The following is a 26,369-nucleotide window of genomic DNA, read 5'->3' as shown; positions in this document are numbered from 1 at the left end:
TCGGGCAGAGACCCGGATAAGCCCTTTACAATTCCACGGGGGGCTTGTTCGGGTCTTCCGGTACGTGCGCGAACTTGGCCTTCAGGGCCTCACGGCTCTTCCGCTCATCCTCTTCCTTGGCCTGCCGCTTGGCCTCGTCCGGATCCCAGAGCAGATCCTCACGGTGTGAGTCCCATTCAGCCCGCACCAGTGGGCCGGCCGCCCGGGCCAGAGCCTGCGGCGACGACAAGCCCAACAGCTCCGACAGCTGCCCGGCACTGATATAGGACCGGGGAATCTCCAGGCGTTCATTGAGTTCGTTGGCGAACAGCAGAACAGGCAGAGCCTTGACCGGACGATCGGCACTCGCACCGACGGCCCGGATCAGATCGCCGGCGGCCAGCATGGATCCGGACAGGCGAGAGGCGATGACCTGCGGGTCGGCGGAGGCTTCCAATTCCTGCCCTGGGCACAGCGACGCGAGCGCAGTCTGGACCACTTCGGCGCCAGCATGGACCTCGTCCTCGCTCCATCCGGCATTCAGACGTTCGGCTGCGACCCTCACGCGTTCGAAATCGCCGTCCTGAGCGAAGCCGGACAGACCATCACACGCGTCGTTGGCAGCCAAAAGCGCGTCCACAATCGTTTGGGGACGGCCCGGGATCTGATCGGCGCCTTCGTAGACGAATTCGGCATCGGGGATGGTCACTTCCTCGCCCGTCATCACCTGCGCCAGGGTCTGTGACATTCTGACCTGCAGATTCTCACCGTATTTGGCATCGTTATCCATCTGCATGGCATCTGTCAGCGGCCACAGCCCGATCAGACGAGACCCGGCCTCAGCGGCCTGCACCACTTCGGGCAACACCGCCAGGGCGTCAACCTGCTTGCTGTCAAATGCGTATGCCATCTGCCCTCCTTGGCCTGTTGGACGAATCGGACACGCCGGTCACGGCGACTCCTCTGCCATCATAGGTCATCGGGCCGCCCGGCCCACCTCCGCCGCGGGATCCGCATACGCAATGCCCAGTACGTCACCGCTGACACAGTCGATGGTGATTGACGTGACCGAGGCCAGCGCCGTGCCGCGCAGCAGCATGTTGTGCTCCGGGTGTCCGGTCTCCAGCAGATGCCGGTAGGTCCAGATGGGCGACTCGTGGCTCACCACCACGATCTGCTCACCCGGCCGGTCCCTCACTTGCTCCTGGACGAAAGCGGCCATGCGCTCGGCGATGGAACGGTAGGACTCACCCCAGGATGGCTCCATCAGGTCGGTCAGCAGCCGCCAGTTGCTTCGACGCCACAAGGAGCCCTCTCCCCTGCCTATCCGCTTGCCCCGGAACTCATTGCCGGCCTCGATCAGGCGGGTGTCCAGCTCCAGCTTCAGAGGCTGCCCTCCGCGCTCGGCACGCTCGCGATTGAGGCGGTCGAGGATGATTCCTGCGGTCTCCCGTGCACGCTCCAAGGGTGAGGAATAGATGGCGGAGACACCCTGCGTGGCCGGGTTCAGCGCCAGGAAACGGGCGGTGGCCGCAGCCATCCGCGCCCCACGCTTGGACAGGTGGAAGCCGGGAAGCCGCTCGTACAGCACATGATCGGGGTTGTACACCTTCCCATGGCGGACGAAGTGAATCGTGGTCGCTGGCAAAATCGTGCCTCCTGCCGCCGCCCCGGAGCAGGGCAGCCATGGCGTGTCGTCAACTATGTCCACTAAAGTTTGACACGGAACGCCAGCTGCCACAAGTCGCCCGGACGGACCGTCAAACCCCACCCCATCTCTCGCAGTTTCACATACACAGAGGAAGCCCGATGCCTCAGCAGATCACCGCAGCCATCAGGGAAGCAGGCCGCCGCATCCTTGGAGGATACGCCGAACTCCTGCGCATGCCGGGCACGGCCCGCTTTGCAATAGGCGCCGTGATCGCCTCCATGCCCTTCCCCATGGTGGGCATGACCATCACCATCTCGGTCCAGCATTACTACGGCTCTTACTCATTGGCCGGGGCCCTGACCGCCACGCAGGCCATCTCACTGGCGGTCATGAGCCCGGTCCTGGGAAAACTGGTCGACAAGTTCGGCCAGCGCCAGGTTTCGATTCCCACAATTGCGGTGTGGGTCGTCGCAGCGGTCAGTCTGATCAGCGCCATCAGCGCCCATGCTCCGGCCTGGGTCCTATACTGCATCACCCCATTCATGGCAGCGATCCCACCGTGGGGCGCCATGAGCCGTCGGCGGTGGACCCTGTTACTCAAGGGCGACCATGTGCGCACCGAACGGGCCCTGTCCCTGTCCGGGGTGTTCGACGAAGCCATGTGGGTGGTGGGCAACCCTTTGGCCTCCATCCTGGCCGTCGCCTCAGGGGTTCTGGCCTTCTCGTTCACCGGCGTGTGCGTCATCATCGGTGCGCTGATGTTTCTGACCGAACTGTCCACCGAGCCGCCGTCGCAGACCGCACTCGCCCGGCAGGAGGGCGTCTCCCGCAAGGACTACCGCCGCAGGCAGGCCGAGCTCCAAGCACAGTTGGGCGGAGGGGGCGTCTCCTCGGGCTTCTGGAGCGCAGGCCTGATCGCGGTATGTGTCACCTGGTTCGGTTTGGGCGCCTTCCAATCCGCCGCCTCCATCTCCATCATCTCCTTCGCCAGCGAGCAGGGCATGAAGCAGATGACCGGGTTCGTCTTCGCTTGCTTCTCCTTCTCCTCGCTGATCGGCGCCCTCCTCTACGGCGCCAAGAGCTGGACCATCCCCCTATGGAAGCGCTTCTACTTCTGCCTATTGGTGGTCAATCTGGGTATCGCCTCCTTCATGTTCGCCCGCAACATCTGGACGATCATGGCCATCTATCTGGTCATCGGTGTCTGCCAGGCACCCACCTGGATCAACGGGAACCAGCTCATGCTCCACCTGGTCCCACCCATCCGCTTCACCGAAGGCATGGCCTGGCTGAACGCCATGAACTCCATCGGCTCCTCGGCCGGCTCGGCCATCGCCGGTGTCTTCATCGACCGCTACGGCTCCCGGGGCGGGTTCGGCGTAGTCACCGCCCTGGCCCTGACCAGCCTGGCCATCGCCTTCATCGGTTTCCGTCAGATCAAGGATTCCACCGAACGCCCGGACCTGACTGTCATGGCCACCTGATCCGTCCGAGCGCAGGAATAGGTATCGGTGATCGGGCGAACATCCGGCGGCGGGCTTCGGTCTGCCGTGGAATCGGGCCGGGCCATGCTGTATGGTTTCACTGTGCGAAAATTGATTGAGCAAGTGGCCAAGTTCGGTGTCGTGGGTATCATCGCCTTCCTCATCGACATCGGCGTGATGAACCTCCTTCTTCACTTCCACATCAACAATCTGGCGGCCTCCACGGCATCCTTCCTGATATCGCTGGCTTTCAACTACCTGGCGAGCATGAAGTATGTCTTCACCCATCGCGACGACATGGCCCGTTGGATGGAGATCCTGGTGTTCTTCGTCTCCGCCGCCATCGGCCTGGGCATCAACGAGCTCATCATCTGGGCCGGCACCTCCACGCTGCCAGCCGACGCGGCAACGGCCATGCACGCCAAGTACGTGCTTTACACCAACGCCAGCAAAATCGTGGCCACTGTCGTGGTCTCCATCTGGAACTTCATCATCCGCAAGTGGCTCCTGGACGCACCCGCTTCAGGCAGGCCCAAGGCGAAAGACTCCCTTGCCTGCCGCCTGGGCGCCTTCTCCCTGACCCACCGACCATTCGGCTGGCGGTAAGGACGGACCAGGACTATCCTGGAAGAACTATCGACCGGCTGCGGCGTCCCTGTTGGAGATGACAGGCCATTGCAGCAACCGGGGGACTTTTCCAGGAGGGATTCCATGCCTGTCATCCATACACACGTCTCAACCCCGCTCAGCGCCGAACAGCGTGAGCATATCAAGGCCGCGTACGGCCAAGCCATCACGGCGGTCCCCGGCAAATCGGAGGGCTGGCTCATGTGCCCGTTCGAATCGGACATGCCGATCTACTTCGGCGGCGACGATTCGAAGCCCGCCGCATATGTCGAGGTCAATGTCTTCGGCTCCGATGTGCCCCGCTCGTCCTGGGAGCAACTGACGGAATCCATCATGAAGGTCCTCGACCAGGAGCTGGGCATCCCTAACGACCGCACCTACATCCGCTATACAGCCACCACCGACTGGGGTTGGAACGGCTCCAACTTCTAACCCCATCGCCCGGGTCGCCCGGCTGCCGCAGGCAAGCAGGCATGGCGGGCCACCACGTGCACGTATAGGGAAAGGCTCCCGAACCCTTGCGGGTCGGGAGCCTTTCCCCTGTCCAGGAACGGTCTGGACCGTCCCTGAATCAGTTCATCACTTGTCTCCGGTCACCTTGACTGTGAAGGAGGCGGAAATCTCCGGGTGGAGGGCCACGGTGGCCGGATAATCGCCGGGCGTCTTGATGGTATCGACCGAAATGGTGCGCGGCTCTACCGCAGCCTTTGAGGACAGGGCCTCGGCGATCGCATCCAGGGAAACGGAGCCGAAGAGCTTGCCGGATTCGGAGACCTTCGCCTTGATCTCGACGACGGTACCCTCGATGGCTGCCTTGGCTGCAACGGCGTCCTCACGGGTCGCCATGAGCTTGGCCCGGCGGGCGCGGCGCATGGACTCGATCTGAGAGGCGGCACCCTTGGTCCAGGCGAAGGCCAGACCCTTGGGCAGCAGGAAGTTGCGTGCGTAGCCGGGCTTGACCTCGACCACATCGCCTGAGTTGCCCAGGTCGCCCACGGTCTTTGTCAGAATGACTTTGCTAGTCTTTGCCATTGTCTTGTCTCCCCTCAGCGACCGGTGGTCTGGTAAGGCAGGAGGGCCATCTCGCGGGCATTCTTGATGGCCTTGGAGATCTGACGCTGCTGCTGGACGGTGACACCGGTGATACGGCGGGAACGAATCTTGCCCCGGTCGGAAATGAACTTGCGCAGCAGGGCGACATCCTTGTAGTCGATTTCGTGAACCTTGGCTACGCTCAGCGGATTCGGCTTCTTCTTGATCGGCTTGACCGGCGCTTGCGGCCTTTTGCGTGACATATGTACTCCTTACAACACATTACGAATGATTGCGATTGGGGGGTCCGACCAGGAGCCGGACCACGGTGCTCAGAACTCCGGCTCGTCCCCGGAGCCACCGAAGTCGTCGGAGGAACCGAAAGAACCGAAGGAGTTGCCCGAGGAGGCCGGGGTGGACCATGGATCCTGGGCCGGGGCCTGCTGCTGCCGTGGGGCAGCCTGCTGGCCGCCCTGGGGCTGCCCGCCGGTGGCCGGGGCCGAAGCACCACCCTGGTAACCGCCTTGATAACCGCCGCCCTGGGAAGAGCCGGCGAAACCTCCGCGACCGCCACCACCGCCGTTGCCGCCACCCGAGTTGCGGGTGACCTGTGCGGTGTTGCGGGTCAGGGCCGGACCGATTTCGTCGACGCGCATCTCCATGACCGTACGATTATTGCCTTCACGGTCCTGGTAGGAACGTTGGGTCAGACGACCCTGGGCGATGACGCGCATGCCCTTGGTCAGGCTGGCCTGGATGTTCGAAGCCATCGGCGCATAGGTGGAATCCCAGGCCGAGCAACGTAGGAAGAGGGCTTCGCCGTCCTCCCACTGCCCCGAGTTGCGGTTGTACTGCCGCGGTGTCGAGGCGATCGTGAAATTGGCTACCGTACCGCCGTTGCCGGTGGTGCGCACCTCCGGGTCGGCGGTGAGATTACCCACCACCGTGATGATCGTATCCCCTGCCATCTTCGTGCCTTTCCCTGGTTGACCCCCGAATGAAATCCTGCGCGGCTCAACGTGGCCCGCTGGGGCTTACTTGACGTCCTTACGAAGGATCTTGGTCCTGATGATCGACTCGCTCAGGTTCAAGACGCGGTCAAGCTCGTCCGAAACGGCGGGTTCGCAGGTGTAGTTGATCACCGCGTAGTTTCCCTCGGTGTTGCCATCGATCTCGTATGCCAGCTTGCGACGACCCCAGAAATCGGTCTTGTCGATGGAGCCGCCTTCTTTTGTGACAATCTCCAGATACTGCTGGGCCATCTTTTCCAGGGCTCGTTCGTCGAGGGACGGATCAGCGATGAACATCAATTCATACTTGTGCGCAGACATCACCCACCTCCTTTGGACATGTCGGTCGCGGACCTTCCGCGACAGGAGGGTGTAGCACATCGCCCGCGGACCTCCCCTTCATGGGGAAGCCACATCAGACAAGTTTTAATGTTATCGCTCCCAGCCGACTTCTCACAAGCTCATCGAATCACGACCGCAAACTTGCGAGCATTATAGATGGTCTCGAAGGTGCTCCGGCTCAGCCAATAAGAGCCCGAGATTGGATCGGAAACATGGACCTGGCCCCCCGGGATGTTGTAGCCGTCCAGAGTAACGGCGTGGTTGTTGTTGACCGCCGCGCCGAAGCTCCACATGCCCCAGCGAGCGGTCTGAAAGTTGATGGTCACCCAGGTCACCACTGGATTGCCTGCCCTCACCTCATTAATCAGGGCGTCCATGGACGAACCGGTGATGTTACTTACGTTACCGTAGGCCTGCCCCCATGAGGCCAGCGGACCTGGATAGATGGCGGAGTACACATTCGGGCTCTCCGTATAGGGAGGGCCGACGAAGCCGTTGTTGGGACCGCCATTGCTGGAGTGCGGCATGGTGTCGAGGAACTGCCGCAGGCTCCAACCGCCCAGCCGGCCCTTGTATTGCAAGGCCTGGAGCAGGGAGGCACCTTCACATCCGCTTGGGGCTCCGGCAGCGTACTGGTTGTAGTTGGGCACGTTAAGCTGGCGTATGTCGTCGTATGATTCCTCGGCGGAGCCGACACCGAACCAGGAGACCCCCTCGTACCGCCAACCCACCGATTGGAGCTGGTCGCGCTCGTAGCTGTTGAGGGTGAAATGATGGGCACCAGGTCTGCGGTCGTGAGGGTTATAGAGCCGGTAGACCGGATAGCCGTTGGAGCCGGCCGCCTTCCATCCCACGCCCTCATACCGCCAGCCTTTCGAAACCACCATGTCGCGCTCATAGCTGTTCAGGCTGTAGAAGTGTTCGCCAGAGTTGGGATTATACATTCTGTAGACCGGAGCGCCTTCCAGGGGTACCCTCCAGCCCACGCCTTCGTAGTTCCAGCCTTTGCCGCGCAGAAAGTCCCGCTCGCAGCTGTTCTCAGTGTAGAACTGCTCGCCGGTGTTGTGGTTGTACATGCGAAAGAGATCGGCAGCGGGTTCTTCGGAGCGCAGTAGCTGGGACCGGTCAAGCTTCAGCTCCTCCTTGGGGAGCCCGGGTGGAGTCATCTTCTGCCTTGCCGGCCTTTTGAGGGGGCTTCCAAGGGCACTTCCTGCCCGTTGACGACCGTAGTGTCGGCGGAGGTCCCGTTCAGCGCGAGCGCCGTACCCGGCCACACCAACGCTGCCACCAACGTGGCACCGACCATCGAAATTCTGGCTTTCATGCTTATTTCTCCTAGCTGTTCCCTCCGTTCGCCGACAGTTCGACGACACTGCTGGCACCTGACCGGCACCGCTCATGGTACGACTCATCAAGCCCGCGCCCAGCCCATACATGTCTGATTTCCATCCTCTCGCCACAAGAGCGGAAAAGGCCCGCCAGGCCAGGGGGAACTCGCGTCCAACAGTTATGATGGTGGCATGCTTCCCCAGAACTCTCCGCAACAGCTGGTCTCTGTCATCGTCCCGGTCTACAACGCCGAGCGTTACCTGCCCGCCTGTCTGGACTCCATAGTCCATCAGACCTACACCGATTTGCAGGTGATTCTGGTGGACGATGGTTCCCGGGACGGCTCCGGCGCAATCTGTGACGAATATGCGGCTCGGGATGGCCGAATCAGCGTAATCCATCAGAGCAATGGGGGCATAGCCAAGGCCCAAAACGCCGGACTGGACGCAATTCTGGGGCGGTTCATCGCCTTCGTCGACAATGACGACATACTCGACAGCCGCAATATCGAGCTCCTCCTCCACGCCCTGGAGACCACCGGGGCCGACATGAGCAAGGGCCGCTGGCGGCAGTTCGGCGTCTCCCAGCTCGATGCGGTCGCCAAGCAGGCCGCAGTCGGAGCGCAGGCGCCGGGCCATATCACGGTCTTCAAGGACCCGCTCAAGGCCTACCAGAGTGTATTTTGTAAGAGCCTGCGCCTACTGGGGGACCGCCTGGGCCGCAAGAGCGAGGCCCGCTACTTCAACGAAGCCAACTGGTGCCGTCTCTACCGGGCCGAGCTGTGGGAGGGTGTGCGCTTCCCCGAGGGTAAATTCGCTCAGGATGTGATGGTCGCCGGTCAGCTCTATTCAGGCATGACCATGGTCGCTGACCTCGACGTCAACCTCTACAACTGGCTTCAGTCCCCCAGCTCGGTCACCCACGCCGAACGCAGCCTCGGCTTTTACCAGGACAACGCCAGGGCCGGCATGGCCAACTTCCGGCTGGCTCTTGAGCATGGCCTGATTCCCATGCGCAGCTACTACACCATGGCCGATGCCCTGGCTTCGGAGCGCGCACTCACCAAACGGGAACCAGCCTTAACCGACGACTACAAGGCCGACCGGCGGAACTGCAGGGCTCTCTTCCGTGCCCTAAGCTTTTGGCAACGGGCCGACTGCCAGGTCCACCGACTGATCCGCCTGGCCGAAAAACACTGCTACGATCGCCGAATCAAGTACATGCGTTGAGCGCACTCACCACTTGCGCACCCAGAAGTTCCCTGATGTCCGTGAGAGGTTGGGGTTGTAGTAGGGGTCGTCCTCAATCAATGCACTGTAGCGGGATTTGAAGGCTTCGGCCTCCCGTGTCAGCCGTTCTTTCTTCTCCTTGCTCGTGGTGTCGTAGCCGCGGGTGACCGACTCGTAATGGTAGAGTTCAGCTTCATGCGCCCAAACGTTATCACGGCCGAGCTGCTGGGAAACCCGCAAGCACAGGTCCACATCGTTATAGGCCACCGCCAGGTCCGCATCGAAACCACCGACGGCTTCGAAGTCCTCGGCCTTGACCATGCAGCAGGCTGCGGTGACCGCTGAGTAGTTGACATTTTCCACCAACCGCCCGAAATAGCCCAGATAGCTCCTAGGCGACCCGATCATGATGTGTCCTGCAGGCCCGCCCATACCAAGGACAATACCGGCGTGCTGTATGGTCTCATCAGGATAATAGAGTTTGGCACCCACCACTCCCACCCGATCCAGTTGGGCAAACGAGACCATGCGGGTCATCCAAGAGGCGCTGATGACTTCCGTGTCGTCGTTGAGGAAGAGCAGGTACTTGCCCTTGGCCTTCGCGGCGGCTATGTTGTTAATTAGTGAGAAGTTGAAGGGGATGTCAATCTTCTCAGCCCGGAAACGCTCTCCCAGCTTCCCCTCATACTCCCGGTAGAGGTCCCACATGTGCGGATTGCTACTGCCGTTGTCCGCGATAATGACTTCGTAATTAGGGTAATCGGTGCGCTCAATGAGGGAGTCCATGCAACGCTTGACGTTGTCGTAGCCGTTCTTAGTCGGAATGATGACCGAGACCAGGGCGGGGTCGTTCACTTGATAATGAACATCATAGATACCCGCAGGACCCTCGGAGACCACTTCCGCCGGTATCCTTCTCCGCTCCATGGCCGCTTGCAAGGCCCGTAGGCCCGCATCGGAAGCGTAGTCCTTGGCACTGCCGGAGGAGGCTGTGGATGTCGGCAGAGTACGCCAATGGTAGAGCACCTTTGCAATGTGCCTAATTCTGCGGGAATCGGTGCATTCGGTAAAGCGCAAGACCAAATCGTAGTCCTGGGAGCCCTCATAGCCCACCCGGAATCCGCCAATCTCCCGCACGATTGACGTTCGATAGAGCCCGAAGTGACTGATGTAGTTGGTGCTCAGGAGAAGGTCGGGGGCGTAGTCCGGCTTAAAATGTGGATCGGTACGGCATCCGCGCTCGTCAATCTTGTCTTCGTCACTGTAGATCAGGTCGGTGTCGGGGTGCTCATTTAGACATTTGACCATCTCGTACAAAGCCTGTGGGGCCAGCTCATCATCGTTGTCCAGAAGACCAACGAAATCTCCCTCAGCGACTTCCAACGCGGAATTGGTGGCCCTGGAGATGTGACCGTTTTCCTGGCGGAAGACCACTGTAATCCGCTCATCACTGGCTGCCAGTTCCTCCAGCAGCGGCTTGACATGCGGCTGCGAGGAGTGGTCATCCGCCAGACACAGCTGCCAGTTATCGTAGTACTGGCTCTTAATGGAGTCCACGCAAGCTTTAAGCCAGGTGGCATCGACATTGTAGACCGGTACCAGCAAAGAAATCAAGGGCTGCCAAGCAAACGAATTAATGTCCGCCTTTACGGCCGACAGCTGATAACGCTCTGTACGGTGTATCAGCTTTCGGTAGTCATGCTTTTGCAGGCGGGGTGAAATATACTTGTCAATCAGCCGCTTCAGCGTGCTCCTCGGATGGCGCAGGAGAGCTATTTTACGCAGAATATCCTTCAGTTTACCATACTCCTTGCCTTGCTGCCGAGGGTAACTTAGCTTTTCCCGATCTTGGGATGTTGAGACCAGCAGGACAGGCAACTGAGCGGACGGCCCTTCCTCACCGACAGCCAGTGATATCGATGCTTCAAAACCTAGGCGGGCATCGGCCGGAACAGGAAACATTCGGTTTACGTCAGGTCGAGAGAGGCGCTTGACTTTATCAAGTGTTGCTACGGACGAATCCGCCAACCCGATGTTGACCTCTTCATCTGCTTGCATATCGACGGCCCAGCCTGAGACCACCACGTTCTTGCCATCCGATGAGCCGGTGACCTCGTCTATAGCCGCCTCAATATAGGCCTCCTGGTCCATATTCGGAGGGAAGCACACCGAGGCAAAAGGATCGCTCAGGTCCTTGTGCTGCCTCAGATATTGGAAAATCATAGGCCGCAACATGATGAGCGGGTGACGTTTCGTATCCACAAACACGGAATATGGTTGCCATAGAGGCCTGCCCCCTACCTGGCGGAGCACCCTCTGGGAGAAGTCAACCCCCCTGATCCCTGCCGCCAGTTGCTCATTGAACCCCCCCAAGGTCACGAAAACCTTGCGATCGACCAGCATGCAGTCCTCTGTCACAGCGAACATATCCCGGGGCAGAATGTCGCGGAAATAATACCCTATGCCTTGGTCTGTCTGCCCCCGCATTTCGAAGGGCTCATGCCCACGCAAGGCCCGCAGGGTGATGCCAACGTTGACGACCCGATCGTGGCGGTCGAAGATCTTCCCTCCGACGACGCCCACGCCGGCGCCACGGCTGGCATTGACCATCTCCAGCAACCAGGAGGGGTCCTTAGGCAGAAGACCGTCCAGAAACACCAACTTATCCTCGCCACGCTCCTGGGCCACCTGATTGAGTGTTTCCTCCGTGACGGGCACGAACGCCACATCAGGATATTGAGTCGACTCCTGAAGCTTTCGCAGACGCCCAGCGCTGTATGAGGAGGCCAGGACGGCGATCGATGGCAACTTGCCTTCGTACTCAATCTTATAGGTGCCCAGGTTGTCTTGCATCTGCACCGAGCCGGCCAGCTGCCGCCGTTCCAGGGCCGCCTCCAGGGCCTTGCGCCCCGCTTCGTAAGCGTACATCTTGCTAGTCGGATCACCAGCCACCGAAGACGCCAGCGTACGCCAGTGGTAGAGGATCCTACCGATATGGTGGATTCGCACGGCCCGCTCGGTCGCTCGCAGGACGAAGTCATAATCCTGGCTACCGTCAAACTCCGGACGCAGGGGCCCCACCTTGGCCAGTAGCTCCTTGGAAACAACCACAAAATGAGTGATGTAGTTGTGGGCAAGTAAGAGGTCAGGCGAGAAACCGGGCTTGAAAAAGGGGTCGAAGCGGACCCCGTCCTCGCTCATCTTGTCCTCGTCAGTGTAGATGAGGTCGATGGTCGGATCCTCGTTCAGGACCTGGACCACGTGGAAGAGGGCATTCGGAGCCAACTCGTCGTCGTTGTCCATGAACCCGATGTAATCACCGGAGGCCTCGGTCAGGGCCGAATTCGTGGCTGCCGATATGCCGCCATTCTCCTCGCGGAACACGACCTTGATACGCTCGTCACTTGCAGCCAGTTCCTCTAGCAGGGGGCGCACATGCTCCGAGTGTGAATGGTCGTCGGCCAGGCATAGTTGCCACTTGGAATACCACTGGGCCTGTATCGACGCCACGCATTTACGCAGCCACTTCTCTTCCACGTCATATACAGGGATAACGATCGAAATCAAGGGGCGCTTGCTGAAGCCTCCCAACTGAGCGACGGCAGCGGGCTCAGACAGCACTTCGTGTTGAGCAATCCACTCCTGGTAATGGTCCTGCTCAGGGGACACGCGCCGCTTGGCGGCTGCTTTGAGGGCCCTAAAACCGGAGGGTGTCCCGGCATGAGTCAGGTAGCGCATCCGCTCTTTGCTTCGCTTGCGCCTGAAGTCCTTGCCGAGCCCGGCCACCAACTCATCGATACCAACCGTCCTGCTGATGGCCTCTCCATCCTGGGAGAGGTGGATAATCAACGTCCGGCAGCACGCAGGCAAGGTGATGGTGAAGCCTGCTTTGGCACCCGTATCCAGACCGAGCATGCTGGTGAGATCGCCCCGGCAGCTACGCTTGATCTCGGCACCCTCGCTACGAACGCTGAAGTCGAGGGCCTTTCTGGCGGAAGTATCCACGGCCCATCCCGATATAATCCGTACCGGGTCTGCCCCACTGCGACTTTCAATGACGCTGTCTATCTCGATGTGGCATTTCTCGTTCTTGATAAGCTCCAAAGCCCGACCTCACTCGTATGAACTGTTAATCTGTGAGCGGCGCTGATCTGGCGGCACATGCCTGAAGGGCAGGTGCAACAGCGCCCGAAGTCACTGCAATGTCATGCTGATCCTGGGGTGGGTCATACTCTCATCGAATCGCAGCGCATTCCTGATTTGGAATTGGTAGATGCCAATCTGTTTGAACAGCATCTTCTCGCCGGATTCTATGGCGGCATCGACGCGGTAGTCGCCGGAGGCGAAGATGTTCTCGATGTCGAAGACCATCCGATGCTCACCCTTAGTAAAAACCCTCTTTTCACCATCTAACGTGCTTGCCATAGCCAGGCTCAGCCGCCCTTGTCCGTCTATCAGGCTGAAGGAGAGCACTCCGTCCTCAATATCATGGTCACATTCGAAGGAAAAAGCCAGAGAGAAGTCCTGGTTGATAGCGAGCTGGATGTTCTTCACTCCTTCCACCTGCGTCTCCACATCAGTCAGTCTGACACCATCGCCGAGTTCCAGTCTGATAGCTTCGTTCTCCTTCTCCAGTTGCTTACCCTCCTGCTCAGCGAAAGAGCCGGAGTATGCATCCGCGACCTCATTGGGGGAACCGAATTCCGCGATGACACCATCCTGGATCAGCATGGCCTTGTTACAGAAACGGCGCACATCAGCCATGGAGTGGGTGACCAGAATGACGGTTTTCTTTTCACGCTTAGCCTGGAAGAAGTAATCCTGGCACTTTTTCTGGAAAGCTTCATCACCAACGGCCAGAACCTCATCCAGGACGAGAATGTCACCCTGGGATTTGATGGCCACTGAAAAAGCCAAACGTACCTGCATGCCGGAAGAGTAGTTCTTGAGCTTCTGTTCCATGAAGTCGCCGATTTCCGCGAAATCGACGATATCGTCGTACATACCATCAATTTCTGACTTGGTAAAGCCCAGCATGGCACCGTTCAGGTAGACATTTTCCCGGCCGGTGAGCTCAGGGTTGAAACCGACACCCAGCTCAATGAAGGGAACGAGCTTACCGTTGACCTCGACCGTACCCTGGTTCGGCGAATAAATCTGGGAGATGATTTTCAGGAGGGTCGATTTGCCCGAGCCGTTCTTGCCGACAATACCGAAAAAGTCGCCCTTTTTGATTTCGAAGGAGATGTCCTTGAGCACATGCTGCGTGGTGAAACCAGTTTTGTTATGACGCAATACATTAAAGAGGGCTCCCTTCAGGCTGCTGACCCGTTCGGTCGGCAAACGGAAGTCCTTGGAGACATGGCTCACCCGTAAAGCGACGTTGTCAGGCAACTCCTGCTTCGAATTGATGCTCATCTTCACTTAAATCAGCTCCGCGAAATACTGTGACTTAGTCGTGAAATACCAGACGCCACCAAGGAATATCAGAATGGTGACCATCACCGGCCAGCAAGCCAAAAAGAAGTTGCTCTCCCACTGCCACAGTGTGGGATTAGCCGGGGTTATCAGTACGTGCCGGGCATCTTGGATAATCTGGGCCATAGGGTTGAGCATCAGGTCAAGCTTGGCCAACAAAGGGCCATAGGCGCCGGCCCTACTGGAAATCATACTGATGGGATAGATGATGGGAGTGGCATAGAAACCTGCCTGCATGACCACTTCCCAAATCGGGTTGAGGTCGCGCAGGTTCACGTAAATCGCAGCCAGAAAGAAAGCAATGCCAAGTCCCAGCACATACAGCTGCAACACTATCGGGAAAATCAAGAGGTTCGACCATGATGGCCGGACCCCATTCACCAAGGCGAAGATGACGACCACAACAAAATTGAAGCCGAAGTTGATCAGAGCGCTCATGGAAGAGGCGATGACTACTACATACTTCGAGAAATGAATCTTCCTCAGGAGATCACCATGGCCGACAATCGACATCATGCCGCCGGTGGTCGTCTCATTGAAAAAGTTCCACAGAATTGTACCCAGCAATAGGGAAACAGCGAAATGAGGCACATCAGCCCCGAACCGCAGAAAGCGGATGAAGACCACATACATGACTGAAAACAGCAGCAGAGGCTTCAGAACCGACCATAAATGCCCCAGAACCGACTGCTGGTAGCGTAGTTTAAAATCAGTGCTAACCATTGCTCTGAGCAACAGACGATTCTTTTTGGTAAAGACCTCTGCGATTTCCAACGACGGCTCCTACTATAGGCAAACGACTCACAAATATTACCAGGACAGGCTTAAAGCAGTTAATCGCCCACAGTATAAGTCTTGAGCAATATTTTATTGTTGGCCACATCACGCAGATGCTGACCGTAAGGTGATTTGCCGAATTTTTCCGCCGCGCAGAGCAGCTGCTCACGGGTAATCCACCCGTTTTCGAAGGCGATTTCCTCGGCGACCGCAATGGGCAGCCCCTGCGCCCGCTGCACAGTGCGGACGAACTCACCCGCTTCAAACAGCGAATCCATGGTACCGGTATCCAACCATGCGTAACCACGCCCCAGCGTCTGGACGTTCAGGCTGCCGTCTTCCAGATACATGCGGTTCAAATCGGTGATCTCCAATTCACCCCTGGGCGACGGTTGGACCTGCTTGGCAAAGTCAGTGACTCTGTTGTCATAGAGATACAGGCCGGTCACCGCATAATTGCTCGCCGGATGTGCAGGTTTTTCATGAATGGATATCGCCCGGTGCCTATCATCGAACTCGACAACGCCATAGCGTTCGGGATCGTCGACGTAATAGCCGAAGACGGTGGCGCCCCGACCGACTTGGGCCGCCTTGCGTAGGGTACGCCCCAGTCCGTTGCCGAAGAAGATGTTGTCGCCCAGAACCAAGGCGCAGGGCTCACCCTCTATGAAACTCTCCCCCAGAATGAAAGCTTGGGCCAGACCATCAGGGCTGGGCTGCACCTTGTAGGAAAAGCTGACACCGTACTGCGAGCCGTCGCCCAGGAGTCGCTCGAAGTTGGGCAGATCATGCGGGGTGGAGATGATCAGGATGTCGCGGATGCCGGCCATCATCAGCACGCTGAGCGGATAGTAGATCATCGGCTTGTCGTAGACCGGCAGCAGCTGCTTGGAAGTGACTGTGGTCAGAGGGTAAAGCCTCGTGCCCGACCCCCCCGCAAGTATGATTCCCTTCATGGCTTGAGCCACCTGCCTTTCACATCACTATGGTCAAGACGTATACAACCTAGTCGCACTGAGCGGCCGATACGGGGATTGGGCACTTTCTCCTCCGTTTCCCCGCATCCGCCTAGCGGCTTATGCTTCCCTGCCGGCGGCGGTCACATACGCCGCCAAGCTATCCTCCCAATCCGCCGGCCGGTAACCGACCGCTTCGATTCTGTCCAGATTCAGCGCGCTGTAGGTGGGCCGGGGGGCGATCGGACCGTCGGCACTGGCGTAGTACTCCCGGGTTGAGACCGGCAGGACCTTGTCCCCGTTGCCGTTCGTCTGATCGAACACGCTTTTGGCGATATCCGCCCAGGATTTCACGGCCCCGGAACCGGTCAGGTTGTAGATGCCATATGGCGCACGCGTATCGAGCAGGTGGAAAATCGCCTCCGCCATGTCATCGGTGAAGGTGAGCCGACCATACTGATCATCGACCACGGTCACCTGGGCGAGATTGTCGGCCGGATCGGCGACACGATTCGACAGACCCATCATGGTCTTGACGAAGTTATGCCCTTTGCCGATCACCCAGCTGGAGCGCAGGATGTAGTGCCGGGGAGCATCGGCCACGGCGATGTCGCCCGCTGCTTTGGTCTGCCCGTACACACTAAGCGGGGCGAAGGGCTCATCCTCGCGGTGTTCCTCTTCGCTGCCATCTAAGACGTAGTCGCTGGAGATGTGCACCAGGGTCAGCTGATGCTCACTGGCGACCCGGGCCAAGAGGGCCGGCCCCTGGGCGTTGGCCTTCCATGCCGCCCGACGTCCCTGCTTGGTTTCAGCCTTGTCCACAGCCGTATAGGCACCGGCGTTGATGATGGTCCCATACAGGCTCCAATCGAACCTGTCGTATGCAGCCGGATCCGAGAAGTCGAACCCGTCGATGTCCTCGAACTCGAATCCTTCGAGCCCGTGAACCTCGACATACCGCCTGAGCGCCTGACCCAGCTGTCCGCGCGCGCCGGTCACCAAAGTCCGTTTGGGGGCCATGGGCTTGGCCTCCTTGAGCATGGGATGGTGGAGGTCGGCCTCACTGCGCTCGCTCTCCCCCAGGGGAATCGGCCACTCGATACCCAATTCGGGATCGGCCAGGTTGACGAAGGTGTACGTCTTCTTCTGCTCCAGGGACCAGTGGGCGTTGACCAAGTAGGTGTACACCGTGCCGTCCTGGAGGGCCTGGAAGCTGTTGCCTACGCCTCGGGGCACGTAGATGGCCTTGGAAGGGTCCAGCCGGGTGGTGTATACCTGACCGAAACTCTCACCCGGCCGTAGATCGACCCAGGCGCCGAAGATCTCACCCGAGGCGATGGAAATGTACTTGTCCCAGGGTTCGGCGTGTATACCCCGGGTCACGCCTTTCTTGGCGTTGAAGGAGATGTTGTTCTGCACCGGACCGAAATCCGGAAGCCCAAGGGCCGTCATCTTGGCCCGCTGCCAGTTCTCCTTGAACCAACCGCGGTTGTCGCCGTGGACCGGCAGGTCGAAGACCAGCAGACCAGGGATGTTGGTCCGCTCGACCCGCAGGTCCTTTTCAAAATCGAAAGTCATATCTTCCTTATTCCCCTAACTGGTTGCTGCACACTCGCATACAGGACTCGGGCGATGCCCGATCATTGTCCTTGCCGCTGGTACTTGGCTTCAGTCGCGGCCTTGGCCGGCTCCCACCAGTCACGGTTCTGCTTGTACCACTCTATGGTTTGGCGCAAGCCACTCTCGAAGTCCGTATGCTTCGGCTCCCATCCCAGCTCCGTACGCAGCTTGGTGGAGTCAATGGCGTACCGGCGGTCATGGCCCGGCCGATCCTTGACGTGGTCGAAATCATCCTCATCGCGCCCCATCACACGCAGGATGTCGCGCAGGACGGTGATGTTGTCACGCTCGCCGTTGGCGCCGATCAAGTAGGTCTGCCCCAGGCGACCTTTGGTCAGGATGGTCCAGACGGCTGACGAGTGGTCCTCGGTGTGAATCCAATCACGCACATTGAGCCCATCGCCGTAGAGCTTGGGCCTGATGCCTTCCAGAATGTTGGTGATCTGCCGGGGAATGAACTTCTCCACATGCTGATAGGGACCATAATTATTGGAACAGTTGGAGATGGTCATTCGCACGCCGAAGGTCCTGAACCAAGCACGCACCAGCAAGTCAGACGCAGCCTTGGTGGAAGAGTACGGGGATGAGGGCTTGTAAGGCGTTTCCTCCGTGAACTTGGCCGGATCATCCAGGGCCAGGTCACCGTAGACCTCGTCAGTGCTCACGTGATGGTAGCGCACGTCATACTTGCGAGCCGCCTCCAACAGACGGAAAGTGCCCTCCACGTTGGTCTTGACGAAGGGCTCGGGATTCTCGATGGAATTGTCGTTGTGGGATTCGGCGGCATAGTGCACAATCGCGTCATGACCGGGCACGATCTTGTCCAGAAGCTCGGCGTCACAGATGTCGCCGTGAATGAACTCCACCCGGTCCTCGGGCAGGCCCTTAATGTTGTCGATGTTGCCGGCGTATGTCAGCGCATCGAGCACAGTCACATGCGTCTGCGGATGATGATCCACCACATAGTGCACGAAATTCGATCCGATAAATCCGCACCCACCGGTCACAATGATGTTCTTAGGAGCAAAGTTTTCCGTCATATGGTTTATAGTACTTCGTATCGTGGAAAACCACTTAATTCACGACATTAATACCGCCCAACCGTTACCGGCCCAGAAACACTTGTGATTGGCAACCTGTGCACTAAGTATCGAGCGACGTCAGTTCACCCGGAACCCGGACCGTTCCAGAATTTCTGATGAATGGAACTCGTCATCGTGAAGATGCAAAACGATTTTTGGCAATCCACCAAGCATGGCCTAGACCAGTGCGTACATAGTTTTGCTTGGTCTGCCCATAACGCTTAAGCTGATGAATCTTGACTTCAGCAGCCTTCTTACCCAAAACGGAGAACGCATTAAGCTTAATTTGTGGAGAGAGGTTCCAGTCTCCTGCGCTTAAGCGCAAATCGGGTACCACAGACTTTTTGAATACCCACATGCCGGAAAGCGAATCCTGGATCCTGTACCCATATAACAGACGAATCTCTGCATTCAGCAACTTCACCCCGAGTTGGAGCATAGGCGCGATTCCAGAATCGGGGTATCTGCAACAGGAGACAAAAGACAGGCCCTGCTTATCCATGATGTCGACAATAAGCGCCACATCCTCTACAGGATAGGTCCCGTCACAATCAGCACATACAATTATTTCTCCAGTCGCTGCAGCGATACCAGTCATATGTGCATAGCCATAACCGATACCACCTATGGCTCTGTCATCTTGAAGCATTCGGAAGCACGGAATTTCCTTCTCGAGCACTGCTCCTACCTCCAAGGTGTTGTCCGTGGAACAATTGCTGACGCAGATTATCTCATCAAAGTCCTGGGGGGAGGGGGGTGAAACAATCTTCCTGATTAAACCGCTCAGGTGCTTACCCTCATTGCGGCACGGCATCACCAGAGATACGGACTTCCCTCTGAGAGCCATCGCCATTCCTTTTCCACGCTCTGTATGACAGAGGGTTCTTAAACTAATGCAACAATACGAACTATACCAAGTCTGTAAACTATCGCCGTTAGGTTAACATGCTGTCATGACCTCGATTGCGACCATAACCATCATAAGTTTTAAACACTTTCCTAAAACTAGGCAAGCTCTGCGGTTTATAATCGCTATGGCGCTTGTTGCAATTACAGCCGGACGCCTCGTCATGTCCCTGACTTTACATATGTGGTACCCGTTCACCCAGCGTGCCGATGACGCCCTCCTGATGAGTTACTCATTCCCGGAATATCCGAATTCGTCCGACCGTTATAAACTCGCCAAAAATCAAGGGTATGGCTGGTTTCTGCGCGCTGTCGGCTGGAGCCGCATCAATATTGACACAGTTTATTTTCTGTTATGGTTCCTGGCGGCAGTACTTGTAGCTTTCGCCACCTATCGCTTCTTCCACCGCACCTGGCTGGCTTTGTCCACTTATATATATGTCCTATGGAATCCACTGGCTTTCGAAAATTGGCAAGGCACCAGGGTATATCGTAATTCAATTTTTGCACCAACCTTGTTCATCCTTCTTGCCCTGCTTATGCTTTTCCTGACCTCCACACCCCCAAAGTCCAAATGCGTTCATGGCTCCACCCCCGGCCTTACAGCTGCACAGATACTGGCCTGGCTGGGAATGGGTTGCTTCTACTGTGTTCTCGGTCTTGTGTTCACAATAATTTATGACATGAAAGAGGACTCGATCTGGCTGGTCCCCATGTTCATCTTCGTTCTATCTTTGAAAGTCATCACAGTTGTGCGCAGCCATTCGGATATCATACGAAAAACACTCGCGGCGTCCCTGTGTCTGCTGCCCCTGATCAGTGCATACTCAGGCCTGGAGGCCATAAAGTCATACAATGCTCGGAACTTCGGCGTCCACATGCTCAATACCAGAACAACCGGTGAAATCGCTGGATTCATCTCCCGCATATACAAAATCAAGAGTCTCCACCAAACACCTGAAATCTGGTCACCGGCTGACTCCATAGTCGCTGCGGAGAAAGCCTCCCCGACCTTGCAAACCCAGCCCGGCATCATCGACTACGTTACCCATAGTGATTTTGCCGCACCTGACATTCTGGTCAAGCCCCTGACCGGTGACTACATTTCATGGCAGATGCTGGCTGCAATCGACGAAACTATCGGCATGGAAGACGAAAACGCTGTACAGCAGTTTTTCCGTAAGGTCAACATGGAAATCGATGCTGCTTTTTCCGATGGCAGTTTAACCAAAACCGATAAGATTTCAGTCTCTTCATCTCTGGTGCCTCGAAGCAAACACGAAATCATCGAGTTATTCGATCCGGCCTCGGATGTGTTCTCTGATACTTTTACGTTGCAGAGGTACTACCAGGTTTCCCACAATGTCAACATACCCGCAACCGGCAAGTACAATATCGTCAATAAACGCGGGCTCCAACAGCTGAACATTGATCCCCGCAACCCCAACCCGCGAATCTTTCCCCTATTTTCCTACCACAATGCCCAGGAAGTAGCAAGTACCGTAGTGACCATCTATATGATCGTGAATATACTGCTGCTGATAGTGCTGCTGATTAATCTGTTCTGCTGCGTGCGCGACCTGCACCACCGTAAGTGGATTCGGCCAGCCTTCACCGCTCTCAGCCTATGCCTTTTCCTCTATGCATATGCCTATGCCTTCTTCGCCATGTGGTATGCCCAATATTTGAAGAACACCTATGTACAGTTCTTTTACACCGCAGGTTTGCTTACGCCATTTGTGGCAATCGGACTCATTCTTGGCTTAGGTGCATTTTGCAGCGACGGCCATTATTGGGAAAGCCTGTTCGCTCGATTGAAAGAGTACCAAGCAAACAGGCTTTCCCCACCTCAAGAAGCCGTTAGCTTACATGACCAAAGATCTCAGTAACGGGCCGCATACCACGCAGTGCCTTCGTTCCGCCAGCCAAGCCCAACCAGATGATTGCGCTCATTACTGTTGATGGTAAAGAGGTGCTGGCCGGAGTTGGGGTTGTACACACGATAGACAGGGACGGCTCCGCCTGACCGCCAGCTCATTCCTTCCTGACGCCACCTATACCGCGTAAGTACGTTGTATTCATAGCTATTCATCGTGTATAGGTGATATCCCTCGTTCAGAGAGTACAAGCGGTATACAGGAGCACCGTCAGCAGGAGACACCCATGCTACCCCCTCGGCGTTCCAACCCCGCGCGGAAAGCTGATGGTACTCGACAGGATTGGAAGTCAGGAAGTGTTCGCCGGAATTGGGGTTGTAGACCCGGTAAATGTGTAGCTCGCCATTGGACGCGGTGGTTGCAACCCCACAGGCGTTCACATCCACATTACCGGATATGCCCTTCACCTGCCCATTATTCGCATACTGCCAGCAGCGATCGTTATTGGGGAAGGAAAACAGCGGCGTGGGGCCGTAGCTGGCCACCCAGTTCGTGCGCGAATGTATACCGCCCGTGTTGAGGGCCGTGTTCAGATAGTAGGGGAAGGAGTATACGGAGAGGTTGAGGTAGCCGGCGGCCTGGAGTTCGGTGTCCCAGGCGTTCACGATGCCGTCGTATACGACGGGGGTGGTCGGGTGTGCATGCCCTCTCCACACCCAGGGCTCGAGGTCGTAGTAGACCGGGTAGCTCAGGTCGGCAGGGCGTATCCCCGCCCTTTTGAGGAGGTCTACGGTCCCGCGCCCCTCTGCGCTGGCGGTGCCGGCATCGTAGGCGTAGGAGTAGAGGTAGATGCCAAAGGGGATGCCCAGGCGCTTGCATTCATTGATATTGCGGATGGCTTGGGTATCGAAGCCGTTGCCCCAGCCGTATCCGATGCGGATGATGGCGCCTTCGACGCCCGAGTTGCGGGCCGCCTCCCAGTTGATGTTGCCCTGCCACTGGGAGACATCGACGACGCCCTTGGCCTGCTGGGCGAACAGGGTGCCATCGGCCTGGAAGAAGGCCTGCGTACCGCTATAGGTGCCCCAGTGGGCCCCATACTGGCTGCTTTGCAGTGCCACGCTCCGCACGGGGGCAGCATTTGTACCCTGGCCGAGGGTTCCTCCCGCTTCCAGGTACCGTCCCGACTCGGTACGGGCACGGACCTGGTCATGACCGAAGCCGCGCAAGGTGGACTGTCTGGCGAATCCTTCACGCCCAGTTATGCCTGCGGAATCGGAATCCTTGCCTTCCACCTGCTGCTTGGCCTGGCTTTTGACTTCGCTCATCGGGGCGGGGATGAAGGAGCGGCCGTCCGTCTTGACCAACGGGTCGGCGGGCTTGCTGTCTGTGCCTATCACATTGGAGTCGGCGACGGTGCGCCCGGTCTTGACGTCCTTGGCTTCACCGGAATCGGTGACAGCGAGATCCTTGGACACCAATGTCGCGCTATCGGGAATCGCGTCAGAGACCGTATCCGGCAGTTTATCTGCGGACAAGCGCTCATCCGAAGAATCAGACGACGTGAATGCTCGACTGCCCTGCGTTACTGGAACGAGCGTATCGTTTAACGTCCCAGCCCAGACGGGATTCGCCTCAACACCCAGCAAGCACATACATACGGCAGCAGCCAACGCGCCAAATCTTCGTACAGCACTCATAGTTTCCTACACATTCCTCGGCCCAGCGGGCTCACTGATTATTGGGTTCCCCTTTGCACACTGTAATCGGCGCATACCCCGATATCACCAAGGAAGCGACATGAACCACACTTTTACCATAAGCCGTTCATACGATGGGCTTAACCTCGCCGTCATGTGCAGAAAGCCTTGATCGGAGCAATAAACAGTCATAATCTACCGGCAAGCGAATCGGTAGAGGGACCAAGATTGGTCCCTGGAAATCAATGAGTTGTAATCCTTTACCTTGATCAGGGTGCCAGAGTGTTCGTAGCTGTCTATAAGACTGCGATCATGGAAGGGATAGTACTGGGCCTTGTAGGTGAACATCTGCAGGCTCGGAGCCTGGGGGCCCATGGTCAGGAAGTACTTGGGGCTGGGAGTCCGACCGTCTGGGCGGGGGGCGTAGGTGGTTTCGACCGGGCAGACTGTATGCAGCAACAGGTCCGCGTCGCCGGAGGCGAAGGCACGCTCGACATCGCCGAACACCTTGCCCTTTTTCGTATCCATCGGATTGTAGACCGGGTAAAGCATGTCCATGCCATAGAGCGCCGAACCGTACATTGACCCGTTCATGGGGTCGGAGATGATCACCGCATCAGGCTCAACGCGCCGCTTCACATCCGTGAGCACCTGATACTTGGCCCGGGTCAGCTGTTCGCGCGGGTCCGCTTGGTCCAGCGACACGTTGGACTCGATGGTGGATGTCAACGCAGCACGGGTGGGGTCAGCGGTATTGGCCAACACTGCGAGCGCCGCCAGCACGCAGATCCCAGCAACAGCAATCACCCGCCGGAGCGAAGCGTTGGTACTTTGCCGGTATTCCTTCCATGCACTCGCATGCGCACACAAAGCCGCACCCGTATCTCCCCCGCCGTCATCCACTGTCTTGCCTGGAAGCATGCAAGACGCACCAAAGGCCAGGAGCGGTACGACCGCCAGCGGGATCATCGTGAGAGGCCGGGTCTCCCCCCGGTACCAGGCGGCGGTCACGATATTCGCGAATGGTCCCGTCACCGCTGCGCTGCACACAAACACCAGGCCGGTCAGCAAGTAGGAAGCCAGGAGAGCGATGCCGTCCTTGCGCCGATCCCCGCTCAGCAGGATGGTCGCTAGGACCGCCGCCACAATGCAAATCGCCATGATCACCCCGGGCAGGCCAGGCAGAAAATCCGTGACGACCACCCGCAGGGCGTCAGGAACGCTGCGGGTGGGCTCGAAGGTATGGAACCAGCTGGACGGGTTGAAGTAGTCCTTGCCGTGGTCCCTGCGCATCACATATGCCGCGAACATCAGGACGGCCAGGCACAGGGCGCCGGCGGCGGATGCGATGACCTTCCACGGCAGCTTGAGGATGATGAAGAAAGCGATGAACACCAGGTAGGTGAAAGCGATACGCGGATGGGCGAACAGGACCAGGAGGCCCAGTGCAATATTAACGAGCGCCCAGCATACGGCCGACCGGGGTGAACGCTCTTCCGGCTTGACCAAGGCATCAATCAGCCGCAGGCTCGCATACATAAGGTATGGCAGTAGGGAGGTGGCCAGTCCGTAGGCGATGAGCGGGCCGGCTGCCAGCATCCAGAAGGGATGAGCCGCACAGGACACTGCCAGCACCGGCAGTATGACAGAGAGGGCGGCCCGGTAAGGTGCGGCAACGCCGCGCAGGAAATAGGAGCACCACAGGAGCATGCCGGCTGGGAAGGCAATCCCCGAAGAGATGATCCACACGATGTTGAGACCGGTGAAGATGTTGAGTGTAAGCCCAAACAAGCCGCAGGCCTTGATCAGGAGACAGACCAGCAGATGGAAGAGCGGTGGGTAGTAGCTGTCGTTGGGGAGTAGGTGAAGGGCCGCCGGCAGGCCGTGTTTCAGGAGCTTGCGAATCGAATAGTAATGCGAGGGAGCGTCGATCTGGTGAATGGGTAGGGTCCACATGTCCTTCCCCCTGGGGAACCAGACAAGCACGATCGTGAAAGCCAAGGCGATGCCGAGCGCGGCGCAAGCGCGAAGCATCCACTTGGAGCAGGTAGCCGATTGCGTCGCTATCGACGGATGCCGCCCGGCGGCCTGGTGTGAATCGGCGGCACCTACAGCAGCGCTCACTGCCGACACTTGATGGGCTTTATCACTGTTACTTACGGCTTTGGGCATTCTGTTTCATCCTTATACTCGAATCGGCAACGCCAGGACTCATTTCGAGGGTACTCACCGCTGGAGAGCCACCCATCTGCCCGGCTGCCGGCGCTGCTGCGGAACGCGCAGCACATTAAGCCCTTGCAACGATCCGACAGACCCTGACCCGCTCGGCAGCCGCCGGTCCGAGCGCCAGGTCCGGGCTCACGGAAGCCTCGCCAGCCTCGTCCACCAACCGGACCATGACTGCATCGGAGTATGGCGCCTGGGGGCATACACGCAGGAGGGAACCGACGTGGATCTGCTCGCTCTGGAGGTAGCGCAGCATCTCGGAATCCTCGTCGGAGACGCGGTCCACACGCACCAAAGCGTCTTGCGGAGCCTGGGAGAGCGGGATCGAATCCGTCCGGTCGGGCAGGTCGCCTGTAGGTGTGGGGATCGAATCGCCGTGGGGATCGCGGTCGGGGTGACCCAGCAGTGCATCGATCCGGTCCACCAGGGTATCCGAGACCGCGTGCTCCAGGTTCTCCGCCTCCTCGTGCACCTCGTCCCAGCCATAGTTCAACGTCTTCACCAGGAAGGTCTCCAACAGCCGGTGGCGGCGGACCATCCGGACCGCGTATTGACGCCCCTGCACCGTCAAATCCACCCCCCCATAGGGTCGGTGCTCCACCAGGCCGGCGGCACCCAGGCGGTTCATGGCGCCTGACACAGTGGACAGTTTCACACCGGCCCTTTTAGCCAGGGCCGAAGGCTGCACCGGGCTATGTTCCCACTCCTGCAGGTCCCAAATCATTTTCAGGTAATCCTGTGAGTTCGCCGATAAGTCCTCCAAAGCCATAGGCCAAGTCTAGCAAGGCGCCGGAGGACCCGTATGCGTATGCCACCAGGGATCCAACGCATCCCCGCTGACCTTCGGCCGGCAATCTTCACATTTGGACAATGGAAATGCAACACAGGAACCACTAGACTTCGATGTATCGAAGATTGTTGTTTGATGGCTTACACCAAACGGCGGTCTGCGCAACAGAACCCGACACCGAGAGACGCACAGGAAGCGGAGCCGAAAACAGCATGCCGAGCACAGCACCAGCCGAATCCATGGTCGGACGGCCAATGAGCACGGCAGGGACCCA

The 26,369-nt window shown here is 58.3% G+C and carries 23 protein-coding genes; 5 read left to right on the top strand and 18 right to left on the bottom strand.

The genetic code is table 11. From position 1 onward, the window contains the following. Positions 1-25: 25 nt before the first annotated feature. Both CRD59_RS05605 and CRD59_RS05600 read right to left on the bottom strand, forming a co-directional pair. Positions 26-889 (bottom strand): hypothetical protein, encoded by an 864-nt coding sequence (locus tag CRD59_RS05605; RefSeq protein ID WP_113853705.1) that lies wholly within the window; start codon positions 887-889, stop codon positions 26-28. 66 nt (positions 890-955) lie between these two features. Continuing rightward, on the bottom strand, positions 956-1,627 hold the full coding sequence (locus CRD59_RS05600; protein ID WP_113853704.1) for a histidine phosphatase family protein: 672 nt from the start codon (positions 1,625-1,627) through the stop codon (positions 956-958). A 161-nt stretch (positions 1,628-1,788) separates the two neighbouring features. Here CRD59_RS05600 and CRD59_RS05595 point away from each other — a divergent pair, with 161 nt between their 5' ends. The 3 genes from CRD59_RS05595 to CRD59_RS05585 all read left to right on the top strand — a co-directional run bounded on the left by CRD59_RS05595 (position 1,789) and on the right by CRD59_RS05585 (position 4,173). Further along, positions 1,789-3,114 carry an MFS transporter gene (locus tag CRD59_RS05595; RefSeq protein WP_113853703.1) on the top strand — a complete coding sequence of 442 codons (1,326 nt, stop codon included), beginning with the start codon at positions 1,789-1,791 and terminating at the stop codon, positions 3,112-3,114. A gap of 102 nt (positions 3,115-3,216) precedes the next feature. Then, positions 3,217-3,720 (top strand): GtrA family protein, encoded by a 504-nt coding sequence (locus CRD59_RS05590; RefSeq protein WP_113853720.1) that lies wholly within the window; start codon positions 3,217-3,219, stop codon positions 3,718-3,720. A 105-nt stretch (positions 3,721-3,825) separates the two neighbouring features. After that, positions 3,826-4,173 (top strand): phenylpyruvate tautomerase MIF-related protein, encoded by a 348-nt coding sequence (locus CRD59_RS05585; RefSeq protein ID WP_113853702.1) that lies wholly within the window; start codon positions 3,826-3,828, stop codon positions 4,171-4,173. Between the two features lie 147 nt (positions 4,174-4,320). Here the strand turns inward: CRD59_RS05585 and rplI are convergent, their stop codons facing one another. The 6 genes from rplI to CRD59_RS08095 all read right to left on the bottom strand — a co-directional run bounded on the left by rplI (position 4,321) and on the right by CRD59_RS08095 (position 7,449). Further along, positions 4,321-4,773: a 50S ribosomal protein L9 gene (gene rplI / locus CRD59_RS05580; protein ID WP_113853701.1), complete on the bottom strand. Its 453-nt coding sequence runs from the start codon at positions 4,771-4,773 to the stop codon at positions 4,321-4,323. A gap of 14 nt (positions 4,774-4,787) precedes the next feature. Continuing rightward, the gene (gene rpsR / locus CRD59_RS05575; RefSeq protein ID WP_113853700.1) at positions 4,788-5,036 is read right to left on the bottom strand and encodes a 30S ribosomal protein S18; all 249 of its coding nucleotides are present in this window, start codon (positions 5,034-5,036) and stop codon (positions 4,788-4,790) included. Between the two features lie 69 nt (positions 5,037-5,105). Further along, the gene (locus tag CRD59_RS05570; RefSeq protein ID WP_113853699.1) at positions 5,106-5,741 is read right to left on the bottom strand and encodes a single-stranded DNA-binding protein; all 636 of its coding nucleotides are present in this window, start codon (positions 5,739-5,741) and stop codon (positions 5,106-5,108) included. 66 nt (positions 5,742-5,807) lie between these two features. Beyond that, complete coding sequence (gene rpsF / locus CRD59_RS05565; protein ID WP_113853698.1) at positions 5,808-6,104, bottom strand: 30S ribosomal protein S6; 297 nt, start codon at positions 6,102-6,104, stop codon at positions 5,808-5,810. A gap of 140 nt (positions 6,105-6,244) precedes the next feature. Continuing rightward, complete coding sequence (locus tag CRD59_RS05560; protein ID WP_201736563.1) at positions 6,245-7,291, bottom strand: C39 family peptidase; 1,047 nt, start codon at positions 7,289-7,291, stop codon at positions 6,245-6,247. Further along, positions 7,288-7,449 (bottom strand): hypothetical protein, encoded by a 162-nt coding sequence (locus CRD59_RS08095; RefSeq protein ID WP_201736562.1) that lies wholly within the window; start codon positions 7,447-7,449, stop codon positions 7,288-7,290. Before CRD59_RS08095 ends, CRD59_RS05560 begins: the two co-directional genes overlap by 4 nt. 196 nt (positions 7,450-7,645) lie before the next feature. Between CRD59_RS08095 and CRD59_RS05555 the strand changes: the two genes are divergently transcribed. Further along, the gene (locus CRD59_RS05555; RefSeq protein WP_113853697.1) at positions 7,646-8,683 is read left to right on the top strand and encodes a glycosyltransferase; all 1,038 of its coding nucleotides are present in this window, start codon (positions 7,646-7,648) and stop codon (positions 8,681-8,683) included. A 6-nt stretch (positions 8,684-8,689) separates the two neighbouring features. Here the strand turns inward: CRD59_RS05555 and CRD59_RS05550 are convergent, their stop codons facing one another. The 7 genes from CRD59_RS05550 to CRD59_RS05520 all read right to left on the bottom strand — a co-directional run bounded on the left by CRD59_RS05550 (position 8,690) and on the right by CRD59_RS05520 (position 19,410). Continuing rightward, positions 8,690-12,598 carry a glycosyltransferase family 2 protein gene (locus CRD59_RS05550; RefSeq protein WP_236632750.1) on the bottom strand — a complete coding sequence of 1,303 codons (3,909 nt, stop codon included), beginning with the start codon at positions 12,596-12,598 and terminating at the stop codon, positions 8,690-8,692. A gap of 279 nt (positions 12,599-12,877) precedes the next feature. Next, positions 12,878-14,101, bottom strand: coding sequence for an ABC transporter ATP-binding protein (locus tag CRD59_RS05545; protein ID WP_113853696.1), 1,224 nt, complete (start codon positions 14,099-14,101; stop codon positions 12,878-12,880). A 6-nt stretch (positions 14,102-14,107) separates the two neighbouring features. Next, positions 14,108-14,935, bottom strand: coding sequence for an ABC transporter permease (locus tag CRD59_RS05540; RefSeq protein WP_113853695.1), 828 nt, complete (start codon positions 14,933-14,935; stop codon positions 14,108-14,110). Positions 14,936-14,994: 59 nt separating this feature from the next. Continuing rightward, positions 14,995-15,894: a glucose-1-phosphate thymidylyltransferase RfbA gene (gene rfbA / locus CRD59_RS05535; protein ID WP_113853694.1), complete on the bottom strand. Its 900-nt coding sequence runs from the start codon at positions 15,892-15,894 to the stop codon at positions 14,995-14,997. Positions 15,895-16,014: 120 nt separating this feature from the next. Further along, positions 16,015-17,472 carry a sugar nucleotide-binding protein gene (locus CRD59_RS05530; RefSeq protein WP_113853693.1) on the bottom strand — a complete coding sequence of 486 codons (1,458 nt, stop codon included), beginning with the start codon at positions 17,470-17,472 and terminating at the stop codon, positions 16,015-16,017. A 62-nt stretch (positions 17,473-17,534) separates the two neighbouring features. Further along, positions 17,535-18,554: a dTDP-glucose 4,6-dehydratase gene (rfbB, locus tag CRD59_RS05525; protein WP_113853692.1), complete on the bottom strand. Its 1,020-nt coding sequence runs from the start codon at positions 18,552-18,554 to the stop codon at positions 17,535-17,537. Between the two features lie 172 nt (positions 18,555-18,726). After that, a complete protein-coding gene (locus CRD59_RS05520; protein WP_236632756.1) occupies positions 18,727-19,410 on the bottom strand; it encodes a glycosyltransferase family 2 protein in 684 nt (227 codons plus the stop codon). Between the two features lie 220 nt (positions 19,411-19,630). Between CRD59_RS05520 and CRD59_RS05515 the strand changes: the two genes are divergently transcribed. Continuing rightward, complete coding sequence (locus tag CRD59_RS05515) at positions 19,631-21,391, top strand: hypothetical protein (RefSeq protein WP_127920945.1); 1,761 nt, start codon at positions 19,631-19,633, stop codon at positions 21,389-21,391. Here CRD59_RS05515 and CRD59_RS05510 read toward each other — a convergent pair. The 3 genes from CRD59_RS05510 to CRD59_RS05495 all read right to left on the bottom strand — a co-directional run bounded on the left by CRD59_RS05510 (position 21,385) and on the right by CRD59_RS05495 (position 26,074). Further along, entirely contained in the window at positions 21,385-22,917 is a 1,533-nt protein-coding gene (locus tag CRD59_RS05510; protein ID WP_236632749.1) for a glycoside hydrolase family 25 protein, read from the bottom strand. The two genes, CRD59_RS05515 and CRD59_RS05510, sit on opposite strands and share 7 nt — an antisense overlap. Positions 22,918-23,274: 357 nt before the next feature. After that, positions 23,275-25,203: a DUF6541 family protein gene (locus tag CRD59_RS05505; RefSeq protein WP_127920944.1), complete on the bottom strand. Its 1,929-nt coding sequence runs from the start codon at positions 25,201-25,203 to the stop codon at positions 23,275-23,277. Between the two features lie 163 nt (positions 25,204-25,366). Then, a complete protein-coding gene (locus CRD59_RS05495; RefSeq protein WP_113853687.1) occupies positions 25,367-26,074 on the bottom strand; it encodes a metal-dependent transcriptional regulator in 708 nt (235 codons plus the stop codon). Between the last annotated feature and the right edge of the window lie 295 nt (positions 26,075-26,369).

The sequence above is a fragment of the Bifidobacterium xylocopae genome, assembly GCF_003315615.1.
Taxonomy (GTDB): domain Bacteria; phylum Actinomycetota; class Actinomycetes; order Actinomycetales; family Bifidobacteriaceae; genus Bombiscardovia; species Bombiscardovia xylocopae.
Note: the sequence above shows the minus strand (reverse complement) of the source record. Positions and strands in the feature narration are given on the sequence as shown.